General features: G+C 58.2%; 9 protein-coding genes. All 9 read left to right on the top strand.

The annotated features are described in order from the left end of the window. The first annotated feature begins 557 nt into the window (after positions 1-557). The 9 genes from VB144_06365 (at position 558) to VB144_06325 (ending at position 11,669) form a co-directional block, all read left to right on the top strand. Positions 558-980 carry a GntR family transcriptional regulator gene (locus tag VB144_06365; protein ID MEA4883268.1) on the top strand — a complete coding sequence of 141 codons (423 nt, stop codon included), beginning with the start codon at positions 558-560 and terminating at the stop codon, positions 978-980. 18 nt (positions 981-998) lie between these two features. Then, complete coding sequence (locus tag VB144_06360) at positions 999-2,342, top strand: 2,3-diphosphoglycerate synthetase (GenBank protein ID MEA4883267.1); 1,344 nt, start codon at positions 999-1,001, stop codon at positions 2,340-2,342. 36 nt (positions 2,343-2,378) lie between these two features. Continuing rightward, complete coding sequence (locus VB144_06355) at positions 2,379-3,359, top strand: extracellular solute-binding protein (GenBank protein ID MEA4883266.1); 981 nt, start codon at positions 2,379-2,381, stop codon at positions 3,357-3,359. A gap of 282 nt (positions 3,360-3,641) precedes the next feature. Then, the gene (locus VB144_06350) at positions 3,642-5,315 is read left to right on the top strand and encodes an iron ABC transporter permease (protein MEA4883265.1); all 1,674 of its coding nucleotides are present in this window, start codon (positions 3,642-3,644) and stop codon (positions 5,313-5,315) included. 19 nt (positions 5,316-5,334) lie between these two features. Beyond that, the gene (locus tag VB144_06345; GenBank protein ID MEA4883264.1) at positions 5,335-6,387 is read left to right on the top strand and encodes an ABC transporter ATP-binding protein; all 1,053 of its coding nucleotides are present in this window, start codon (positions 5,335-5,337) and stop codon (positions 6,385-6,387) included. A gap of 165 nt (positions 6,388-6,552) precedes the next feature. Next, the gene (locus VB144_06340) at positions 6,553-8,298 is read left to right on the top strand and encodes a hypothetical protein (protein ID MEA4883263.1); all 1,746 of its coding nucleotides are present in this window, start codon (positions 6,553-6,555) and stop codon (positions 8,296-8,298) included. A 19-nt stretch (positions 8,299-8,317) separates the two neighbouring features. Next, complete coding sequence (locus VB144_06335) at positions 8,318-8,866, top strand: flavodoxin family protein (protein MEA4883262.1); 549 nt, start codon at positions 8,318-8,320, stop codon at positions 8,864-8,866. A 795-nt stretch (positions 8,867-9,661) separates the two neighbouring features. Beyond that, complete coding sequence (locus VB144_06330; GenBank protein MEA4883261.1) at positions 9,662-10,483, top strand: hypothetical protein; 822 nt, start codon at positions 9,662-9,664, stop codon at positions 10,481-10,483. A 235-nt stretch (positions 10,484-10,718) separates the two neighbouring features. Next, complete coding sequence (locus tag VB144_06325) at positions 10,719-11,669, top strand: tetratricopeptide repeat protein (GenBank protein ID MEA4883260.1); 951 nt, start codon at positions 10,719-10,721, stop codon at positions 11,667-11,669. Positions 11,670-11,760 lie beyond the last annotated feature (91 nt).

Below are 11,760 nucleotides of genomic sequence, written 5' to 3'. Positions count from 1 at the left end.
ACCGCGGGAGTCGGACCGTCAATGTCGACCAAATGGACACTGACCCGATGGTCAATGTCCATTTGAGTCGCATTGATCGCGCGACAGTGCTGGTTTGGCCGACACTGACAGCCTGCGGGACCAGAATCTTGAGAACCACGGCGCCTCATCAGCGGCTATAGACGGCGTGCGAGACGTTGCCTTCCGCGATGCCAAGGCAGTGCCCCAGGTGCAGAGAGAGTGCCTAACGAGCTCAGGGCTGCAGCGAGAACCGAGCGATTGAACGCCCGATGGTGCTGAACATGGGATAGATTCGCGCCACGATCTTGACGCGCCACAACTCCTTCGGCTTGCAGGCTTTGACGCCAACATATACACTGATCCTTCGCCGAATTGGCTGAGGGGCTCATCCCCAAATGCCAAGCTGGAAGCATCTACATGCGGAACGTGAGATATAGAATGATCAGGCGAGCACGTTAACACGTTTACGCGCACACTGGTTTTAGCAGGTATTATGATCGGGGTGGCCACACTGCAGGCATATTGGAAGAGCCAACCTGATATCACGGAGGAGCGCCATGCTTCAGAAAGAAAGCTTCGTCCCACTTTACTACCAGCTGAAAGAGGAGATAAAGGAGAAGATCGACTCCGGTGAATGGCCCCCGCATGCTTGCATAGCATCGGTAAGAGAACTGTGCGCCACGTATGACATAAGCACCACGACAGCCAAACAGGCGCTGGCTGAGCTGGTGCACGAGGGGCGTCTGTATTCAGTCCAGCGGAAGGGCACTTTTGTCGCAGCGCCGCAGTGTCCTATGGAGTATAGGGAGACCACCTACATCACCGATGAGATGAGGCTCGCCACGCGAATGCGCGCGCTTGGCCATCGCTTCGCGGCCGAAGTGCTCTCAGTCGATACGGTCCACCCATCGAAGCTTGCTGGTTCGTATCTTATGGTGAGTTCAAATAAGGAGATGGTGACGAATGGCACGTCATTCTAGCTCGAAGGTGGTGGTTTCATGGTGAAATCAATCGTCCTTACCGATGGCGAGCATTACCCTGCGGTCACCCACGATGCCATCAAGGAACTCAGCACAGATCGCGACATAATGGCGGCGGTTTTCATCGGAGGGACTGAGAAAATCGGTTCCGATGCCGACTTCGCGAAAATCGGAGTGCCCGTGGTCCGAAAGCCCGACTATCTCGAAGCGATTGCGGAAGCAATTGAACAGTATCATCCCGACGAGGTCGTTGACCTGTCAGACGAGCCGGTAGTCGGGTACAGGGAGCGCTTCTCCATCGCATCGGTGGTGCTGGCGCACGGAGTTGCCTACTTAGGCGCTGACTTTCGATTCACACCTCCTATGCAGGCCACAAGGGTCAGCCGGCCTAGCATGTCGGTAGTTGGCACTGGCAAACGGATCGGGAAAACCGCAGTTGGCGGCTTCGTAGCAAGAACGCTTGCCCACGAATTCAGGCCGGTGGTCGTGACGATGGGACGCGGCGGGCCAGCCGAGCCTGAGCTAATACAGGGAACAGATCTCAACATTACTCCTGAATACCTGATGTCAGTGTCGAAGCAGGGACGGCATGCATCGTCCGACCATTTCGAGGATGCCCTGACATCCCGTGTCACTACCATCGGATGCAGGCGGTGCGGAGGCGGAATGTCAGGACAGACATTCACCTCAAATGTGGAGAAAGGCGCTCTGCTTTCAGAGAAGGTGGACGCTGATATCGTAGTATTCGAGGGAAGCGGTTCAACGATACCGTCAGTGCATACCGACGCCAGGATACTGGTAGTCGGAGCACACCAGCCCATCGACTATCTCAGATCGTACCTTGGCCCCTACCGAGTGCTCACGTCCAACCTGATAATCCTCACTATGTGCGAAAGCCCCATCGCGGATGAAACCAAAGTCCAGCAGATGGAAGAGGCCATCCATGGGATAAGCCCAGAAGTGCGCATGGTGAAAACTATATTCCGCCCGCGTCCACTGGGCGACATCTCCGGAAAGAGAATCGTGGTCACACTCACCACCCCAAAGATCATGGCGGATGTGGTGTCTGGCTATCTCGAGAAGCACTATGGCTGCACAGTTGTGGGAGTGAGTTGCAGCCTGTCCAACCGGCCGCTTCTCCGGCAGGACCTAGCGCGGTTCGAGGCGCTCAAACCGGATGCTGTAGTCACCGAACTGAAGGCTGCGGCCGTGGATGTGGTGACCAGCTGGGGGCTGGGCCAAGGCTACCCAGTGATCTACATGGACAACGAACCCATCCCAATCAGCGAAAGCGATCATCTTGATGAGGAGGTGCTTGCCCTCGCCCGCAAGTGCATGCGGGAGTTCAGCGCTGCCAGGTAACCAGGCCAAAATCTACCATGGGGAGGCATCGCGGCAATGAGAAGAATCACCATGAGTCTCGTGGCTTTGGCCATTCTCCTATCCGTTTCGACGGGAGTATTCGCTGATTCCAAGCTGCTTCTGTATACCTCCGTTCCGCTGGAGCTTGCCACTGCTTTCGCCGACGAGTTCACGCGCGCCAACAAGGGGATCAAAGTCGAAGTGTTCAGGGCTGGAAGCACCGATGTTGTCAATAAGATCTGGGCCGAACAGGAGACAGGCGGCGTGAAGGCGGATCTGGTGTGGCTTGCGGATGCGGCTAGCTACTACACCTTCCGCGACAAGGGTCTGCTCTTGGCCTACAAGTCGCCGGAGGCCGCCAAGGTCCCGAACGACCTCAAGGATCCAGACGGCTACTTCACCGCTGCCCGGATGATCAACATGATCATAGGCATCAACACCAACCTTGTGAAGCCCGGCGCTGCCCCGCGCAAATGGGATGACCTGATCGGGTTCGGGCGCAAGGCGGCGATGGCCGACCCCCTCTACTCCGGTTCCAATTTCATGGTGACCGCAACATTCGTCAACAAGCAGAACGGCTGGAGCTGGTTTGAGCGCGCACGGAAGAGCGGAATGCTCGTCCTCCGCGGCAACTCCGACGTATCTCGCGGCCTCGGAGCAGGCGAGTTCGCCGCATGTATGGTGCTGGATTACATGGTGCTCGACCTCAAAAAGACCGGCGCCCCAGTGGAGATAATCTGGCCGGAGGATGGCGCCATATCAATCCCCAGCCCCATAGCGATAATAGCTAACACCAAGAACGCCGTGGGCGCCAGGGCATTTGTGGATTTCCTGCTCTCCAAGAAGGGGCAGGAACTCATGGTGCGCGACGGAGTAGTACCCGTAAGAGCCGACGTGGCGCCGCCTCCGGGCATGCCGACCGCCGACAAGATCGTAGCAATGCCGATACCGTTCGAATGGGCAGCCGCGCATACCACTGAGATCAGGGAGACCTTCGAGAAGATAATGCTCAAGTAGAGAGCTCGTAGGAGATTAGCAGGAAACTGCGCTGAGCACGAGGGCGCCGTGGGCACGGAGTGGAGTCGAGTGGAGTTCGCGGGGCGGCATCGCCCCGCCTCATCTCCCCAGCCCCTATCCCAAACTCACACCTTCGCACAGGCACACCCCCGCGCGCCCCGCCGTGCCCAGGCCAGCCATCCCCTGCTCTGGTGTGTTTCATGTCTTGGCTGTTTGTATGGTATTGCCCAAGAGCAGCCATCCATCGCGGCCAAAGAGTAGATGCGGAAGGGGAGGATGCCGTTGAGCATCAAGTCTCCCGGGCGTTCCTTCGATGCGAGGCACGTGTTCCTCGCAGCAGTGGCTGCCTTCTTCATTGTAGTAATCATCTATCCAATCTCCATGGTCGTCATGAAGAGCTTCGCCTCCAAAGGCGGGCTCACGATGGCAAGCTACGCAAGAGTATTCGGGGAGGCGGCTAATCGCCGTGCCCTTTGGAACTCCGTGTGGGTGTCGGTGGCCAGCACGATTGTGTGCGTGGCTGCGGGCACACTCCTCGCGATGATTGTGGTGAGAACCGATATCCCGGGAAAATCGTGGCTTCGCACGCTCCTCACACTCCCGTACGGCATTCCGCCTTTCATCGGGGCCATCGCGTGGGCTCAGCTATTCGGACCGGTCGGGTACGTCTCGAAGCTGTTCACCCAGCTGAGCGGCGGAACGGCGGCGCCGTGGAACATATACAGCGCCGCAGGTGTAATCATTGTGCTGGCAGTATACCAATTCCCCGTTGTATTCATCACTGTCAGCGGCGCACTGGGAAGGATCGACACGAGCCTTGAGGAAGCGGCGCGGATGTCGGGGGCTGGTCCGCTTCGCACGCTCCTAGATGTTACGCTCCCACTGGCAACCCCTGCCGTAATAGCCGGCGGGCTTCTCGCCTTCGTGGGATGCATATCAAACTTCGGCATCCCCGCCCTTCTAGGGTTCAGGGCCAGATTCTTCGTGCTTACTACGCGGATCTACTCCGCGCTTTCAATACCCGACATGCCACTGGCAGCCGCCATGTCGATCGTCCTTGCGGTGGTGTCGGGCGCGGCTTTGCTGCTTCAAAGGAGATTCGAGAAAAGCCAGCACCGATACACGGTTATCGCGGGCAAGAGCGTGAGGCCTCAGACTCTCAACCTAGGCGGTTGGAGGACCCCGGTATTCATCGCCGTAGCAGCCGTAGCGTTCTTCGCGGGAGTAGTGCCACTAACATCGATGATAGTCACCTCATTCCTCAAATACTGGGGTGCGCCCCTCACCCTGCAGAGCATGACGTTGAACCACTACCGGTACATCTCCCAGCTGTCCATGGCCACGCGGGCGTTCAAAAACAGCCTTCTGCTTGCGTCTGGCGCAGCCACAATAACCATGGCCGTGGGAACACTCGTCTCCTACCTGTCGCTCCGGGCGCGGATGCCAAGCGCCAGGCTGCTCGACTTCATAGGCACCATACCATATGCTGTGCCCTGCACCATGGTGGCGATTGCGATGATACTCGCCTGGTCGCGCCCTCCAGTGGTCCTATATGGCACTATTTGGGTGATGCTTGCGGCGTATCTAGTACGCTACATGCCGTTCTCAATCAGAACGACCAATGCCACACTTCAACAGGTGCATATCTCCCTTGAGGAGGCCGCCCGCATATCAGGCGCAGGCTGGATGGAGAGCATGCGCGATGTGGTGCTTCCCCTGATCAAGCCGGGCCTTGTGGCTGGCTGGGCGCTGGTGTTCATGCCTGCATTCCGCGAACTAACCATGTCAGTCCTGCTGTGGTCGCAAGGATCGGAGACCATCGGCGTAGTCATTTACAACATGCAGGACGCCGGCTACACACAGATCGCAGCGGCCCTGTCCACCGTCGTGCTCCTCGTGATCCTGGCAGGCAACACCATCGTACGCAAGCTGTCTCGCGGGCAGATCGGGATCTAGATCGGAGGTGGCTCTGTAATTGGATGAGAGAATCCGAGTAATCGGCCTTTCCAAGATGTTCGGTTCGTTCGCCGCCGTAGACAACGTTGGCTTCACAGTCAGAAAGAACGAGTTTTTCTCTCTGCTGGGTCCCTCCGGATGCGGCAAGACGACCACATTACGCTGTGTGGCCGGCCTTGAGGAACCCACCCAAGGCGAGGTCTACATCGGCCAGGAGCTAGTCACTGCGCCTGCCAGGCATATCATGCGCCCGCCGGAGCGGCGCGGCATCGGAATGGTGTTCCAAAACTACGCGGTGTGGCCACACATGACCGTAGAACAGAACATATCATATCCTCTCAAGCTCGCTCGATGGACCAAGGCGCGATCCCGGGCGAAAACGGAGGAACTCCTCGGTCTGCTCGAACTCACCGGCCTCGGAAAACGCTATCCATCGGAATTGTCCGGCGGCCAGCAACAGAGAGTCGCACTTGGCCGCGCGCTCGCTATGGACCCAGAGGTCATGCTGCTTGATGAGCCACTTTCCAACCTGGATGCGAAGCTCCGGGAGCAGATGCGGTTTGAACTCAAGGATCTGCAGCGCAAGACGGGCATAGCCATCCTATATGTCACACACGACCAGGTAGAGGCCATGGCCATGTCGGATCGAGTCGCAGTGATGAACAAAGGAGTCATCATCCAGGAAGGTCCTCCCGACGAGATATACAGGCAGCCAGCAACGCAGTTCGTGGCGGACTTCATCGGCACGATGAACTTCATCCAGTGCGAGGCCCTTGGCTTGGAAGATGGACAGGTCACTGTGCGGCTGAGAAATGGGATGCTGGTCCAGGTTGAGAGTCAGGTTGCCGCCTCCGGTCAGTGTGTGTTGGCAGTGAGGCCAGAGGATATCACGCTGAACCGAAACGACGGTCTGGAGTGCCAGGTAGAAGTGGGGATATTCCTCGGGAACTCCATGGACTACAGAGTGAGGCTAGGAGAAGACCTGCTTCGCGTGCACTCGGGGCTGGACGGGGCGTGCCAGCCAGGGGAACGTGCATATCTCAAAATAGGCAAGGGTCTCCTGTATCCATAGATTCCGCATACTCATCCTCTCTGAGCGCATTTCTCATGATAGGCGCGTGTTCCGCCTATCACGCATGTCTCGCACATTCTGCAAACGTCGCAGGCACTGGCGCAACCGGATTGGGATTCCGGAGCGGCCAGAGGATGCCTGCGTGCACATTGGGGGCGATTTGGCGTGGCAAACACCGGGTTTCTAGCCGCGGCGCTTCGGAAGAGATACCAGGCCGGAGCCATGGACTACTGGATGACTCCGCTTGTGAAATATGATTCAGGCATCGCGATAGGCAGGATACATGATGGGGACTGCGTGGTTTTCTGCTGCAGACGAGGAGACCGCGAGGTCCAGCTCACCGAGGCGTTCACCGATCCCGTCTTCAAGGGATTCGACGCATCTCGAATGCCGCGGCTGGCATTCATCCCATTTGTGGTATACCACGAGAAGTTCGCATACTTGCCTACGGTGTTCCCTACGCTCCAGCCAGAGCAGACGATGGGCGAGGTGCTGAGCAAGGCGGGGCTTAGGCAGCTGCGCGTAGCAGAGTCGGAGAAGGCGGCGCATGTGTCCTTCTTCTTCAACGGGAGGCGAGCCGCAGCGTTCGCCGGTGAGGAACGTCTGGTAGTGCCAAGCCCGAAATCATCGGAGTTCCTTTCAAGGCCGGGGACAAGCACTGCGCAGGTGGCTGCGGCAGTGGTAGATGCAGCCCATGCAGGGCAGCATGATTTCATCCTGGTTAACCTGGCAGCCGGAGACATCATCGGACACCTAGATGATTGGGATGCGAACATAAAATGTGCGGAGGCGGTCGATTCAGCGCTGGGGGCAATATGCGAGGCCGCGAGCGCCGCCAGCTATCTTGTGGCGGTCACCGCCGACCACGGATTGCTCGAAAGGTTCAGAAACGACGACGGAACCACGAACACCGGCCATACCACTGCTCAGGCACCGTTCGCACTCATCGCGCCGGGCATGTGGCAGGGTAGAATAGCATGCACTGACGCCCGCCGGGCTCGACAGGCCCACGCGATTGGCACGGAGAACGCGTGCATCGACGAGGAAGCGACGCGAGAGGCGGACAGAGAGGCGATTGAAGAGGCGAGCGGGAAAGCGGATTGGGAAATCAGTGGAGCGTCCTGTGGGATAGCTAACAGTGGGGAATTCCTGCCGGCCGATTCCGCACACGGCGCCCTGTCTGATGTGGCGCCCACACTTCTATCCCTGATGGGGATTCCTGCGCCGCAGGAGATGGACGGCAAGGTGCTTTTCCATTCCAACGCAGCCTGGAACCGCTGCATTCTTGTTGTTCTAGATGGATGGGGCATCGGAGTCGCCGACCCCGCAACGAACCCCATAGCGGCGGCCAGGGTTCCCGTGATGGACTGGATACTGTCGAACTGTCCGCACACAGCACTCTCCGCTGCCGAGCTCGCCGTGGGCCTCCCCGCCGGGCGAGCGGGAAACTCCGAGACCGGGCACCTGACACTCGGCGCTGGTCGAGTAGTGCCCCAGGATGAGCTGAGGATTGCCCAGTCCGTAGAGGCTTGTGGCCTTGCTGCAAACCCGGCTCTCGCAAGTGGATTCGAGCAAATAACGTCCACCGGAGGCAGTCTTCATGTTATAATGATGCTCTCGGAGAAGAGTTCTCACGGGAACATCAGAGAAGGCGTGGCGGTGCTTGAGGCGGCCAAAGCCAACGGCATCAGACGCGCCAACCTGCATCTGGTGTTGGATGGCAGGAGCAGTCCTCCGCAGGGCGCTGCCGACCTGCTCGCAGTTCTCGACAGGGAAGTGGGAACAGGGATCGAGTGGGATGCCGTAACGGCAGTCGGTCGAGCATATGCACTTGACCGCAGCGGAGACTACGCCGGAAAGACCAGGTGCGCTTATGTTGCCCTCACTAGCGGAGAGGGAGAGGCATTTTGAGACCTAAGGAGTGATGGATGTGAGAGTGTTGGCGTTTTCAGGCAGCCCTCGGGCCCGCGGAAACACTCGTACGCTGGTGGATGAGGTGATTCGCGGCGCCAGCAACTCCGGCGCGGCATGCGAGGTCGTGGATATCTGCAGCCTCAATATCGCACCTTGCAGGGCGTGCGGGAGTTGCAGTGGAACGGGGCATTGCGTACAGAAGGACGACATGGAGAAGCTCTACTCGAGCATTCTGGAAAGCGATGCGTTCGTGTTTGGAACCCCTGTGTACTTCTGGGGTCCATCCGCGCAGATGAAGGCCTTCATTGACAGATGGTACGCCATTGCCAACAGCGACGGCGCGCGAAAGCTCCAGGGGAAGAAAGCTGCAGTAGTCACGGCCTACGGCGATACTGACCCCGAGACGCCTGAGCATGTGATCGGCATGTTCCGCAAGGCCCTCGACTATCTGAAGATCGACCTCGTAGGCACGCTCGGGGTCACGGCCAGCGACCCAGGGGATGCCAGGGCGAACTCAGATGCCATGCATGAGGCGTATGGCCTCGGGCAGGGTCTGTGCGAGTAATATACATAGTCGCATACATGGTAGCATACATGGTCGCAGCGTCAGAAACGGGCTGGTGGAGACCCACTCGCGCGTCGATGCCGGTGAAATCGGACGAATTGGGATCCACTCGCCCTTAATGCCGATCAGATCGGTCAGATTTGGATTCGCTCGCCGTCAATGTCGACGAAACCGGCACTGTCGCGCGATCAATGCGACTCAAATGGACATTGACCGTAAGGTCAGTGTCCATTCCGTCGACATTGATGAGTGATTCTCTGCAGGAGTGACCTAGGTGCACCCGATGGACCTCCTCAAGGAATCACTCGAATTCCGTCTAGCACCGCTTTTGTTATTCCTTTTTCTGCCACTATCTTCCCCTGACAAGACTTCCCATAGTCCTTCCCACCAATACGCGTGTCCGCGGGGCGTCAATGCTGGATTCATCGACATGATCGACGTCTCAATGTCGATTTCATCGACATTGACCTCCACACTCCAGGGTTCAAGGGGTTGAAGCGATCTCATTTCAGTGCCGGAATCGCCGGCATAGCTTCCATATACGAGTCTATGGCCGCCCGAACAGATGAACAGACCCTCGCCTGCATTCCCGAAGGCACGTTTGTCCGAGCTTACGCCGATGTCCCACATGCATCTGTATCCTCGCGCATGCAAGCTTGTCGATCGTCGCACTCTGCCTGTAAGCTATTTACATTTGTTCCTTTCTATGCTACCATGCTTTATGACATACCTACACCTCAAGCCGGCCTCGGTACTCAGTACGGGCTGCCCGCCTACCAGGAGGAGGTTGAAACCGTGGAACCCTCACGCCTGATCGATTACACGCTGAGGCGCGACTTGGAATCCGATCCCCGCCTCAGCCTGGTTGATGCCAGAGTCTACGGCGCCATCGCCCATGCTGACCCAGTGTCTTGCGTTCAGATCTGCACGATCACAGGGCTGAATCGCGAGACTGTCGGCAGATCAGTGCACCGCCTCTCAGAAACCGGCTGGATAGGAGTCGAACAGGTGGTTCCACGAACTCGTGAAAGCAGAATGCGGTTCATCCTCAGTGCGCCACCCCATACCCAGAAGGCAATCGCCAAACACATCGACGACTTCCGCTGGAGAGCGCCTCGCGCTGGCGAATACCTAATGCTCGTGTGGCTTGACCTACTTGTCGTGTCCCTAAGTTACCAGAACAACGCCAGACCCAGATTCCTTGCTAATCCGCCCACAGGATACCCGTTGGAGCTTGATAGGCTGTATGTTGAGGACAACGTGGCTCTCGAGTTCAATGGAAGACAGCACTACGAGGAGACATCACTGTTCGGGGCAGGCGACGAGCTTAGCGCTCGGCAGACTCGGGACCTGGCGAAGCTCGCCCTGTGCAAGAAGGAGGGCATCACGCTGGTTGAGGTGACCGAAAACGACTTGTCATATGAAGGGATGGTCGCCAAAGCAAGCCCGCACATCCGGGTCCGACGCATCGACCAGCGTGGGGACGTCATGAAAACAGTCTCTCGACTCAGTTCCATGTACAGGTCGAACTGCATACGGGCACGCAACGTTCAAAAATCGCGAGCTGCGAAGGCGGATCACCCTGTCGACGAGAATCAGGGCCCCGTCCCAGACTAACCAGCCAACCCCGGCCCCAGTGCCGCAGATCGCAGCAGGCCGTCGCGGCCTATCGCGGCTTGTTGCAGTCTGTTGCGGTCTGTCGCAAGCGATGGCGGGCGAGCTGCAGCAATCCATCGCTGGCTGTCGCGATCTGCCGCTGGCTGTCGCGATCTGCCGCTGGCTGCAGCGGTCCAGCGCCGAGACTGCTGTGGTTTGTCGCCCGCTAGCAAAACATTCATGGAGGTGGAGATGATTGAAGGACAGAGGAGATCTCCAGCATAAGCGCACAGGGGAAACCGCCTTGCCAAAGGCGGGATCAGGGTCATTGCCTTTTGGAGCTGATCCCCAGGCGTCCAACACGCTCGATTCCGCAATTGAAGACCTTGTGGGCTTGATGCATGAGCGCTCGAAAGGGCAGAAACGGCCCGGGGCGGGCTCGCGGGGGAAGAAAGGCGTCGCAGATGCTGGGGCAAGAGACCGTAAAGGAAAACCCCGCGACGACAGCGACACCCGAGTGATGCTGCACATCGCCAGGGCCGCATTCAAAGGAAACGCAGACATGCTTCTCAAGATCGCCAAGGGTTTTATGGAGACTGGATATGCTTCCGACGCCGTGACAACTGCGAAGGAGGCCATTACGGCTGATCCAACCTATCCGGCGTCCTATTTCATCCTGGGAACCATGAACGCGAACCGGGGCGATATCGATGAGGCGGTCAAGGCGTTCAAGAAAGTCATTGAGCTCGATCCCTCTCATCCCCTGCCGCGGATAGCGTTGGGCGATTGCTACATGGCGCAAGACCGATTCGCAAAAGCTCTCGCATCCTACAACACTGCCGCGGCAATGCCAGAGGTGCACGGGTGCGCCATTGTCGGGCAGGCTCACGCACTGTTCCGCATGGGTCGCACTGAGGAAGGGATAGCCGCCGCCGAAAAGGCCAAGCCCATTGCAGAGTCATGCTCTATGACCAGCTACAAGCTAGGTCTTTTCTACTTGTTGGTCGCATCGGTCATACCTGATGCGATTCACTGGTTCAGAAACTGTCTGAAGCTTGACCCTGACGATTTCAAGGCATACTCATCACTGGCCGATGCGCACCTGATGAACGGAGACGCCGACGCCGTAGTTGCGTGCATCAACGAACTGGCGAAGGTAAGCGAGACAGAGGCGGTCAAGCTGCTGAAAAGGCTGACCCAGGAGTAGCCGCGCAACCGCCCGGCCTGCAGTGGGCGGCGATGGACGGCGATGGAAGTGCACACGGAGACGTACACGAAGCGAGAGGATTGGAGCGTCT

This window comes from Clostridia bacterium (genome assembly GCA_034926675.1).
GTDB lineage: Bacteria > Bacillota > DTU025 > DTU025 > DTU025 > JAYFQW01.
The sequence above is the reverse complement of the archived record's forward strand: the minus strand, read 5'-3'. Positions and strand labels throughout refer to the sequence as shown.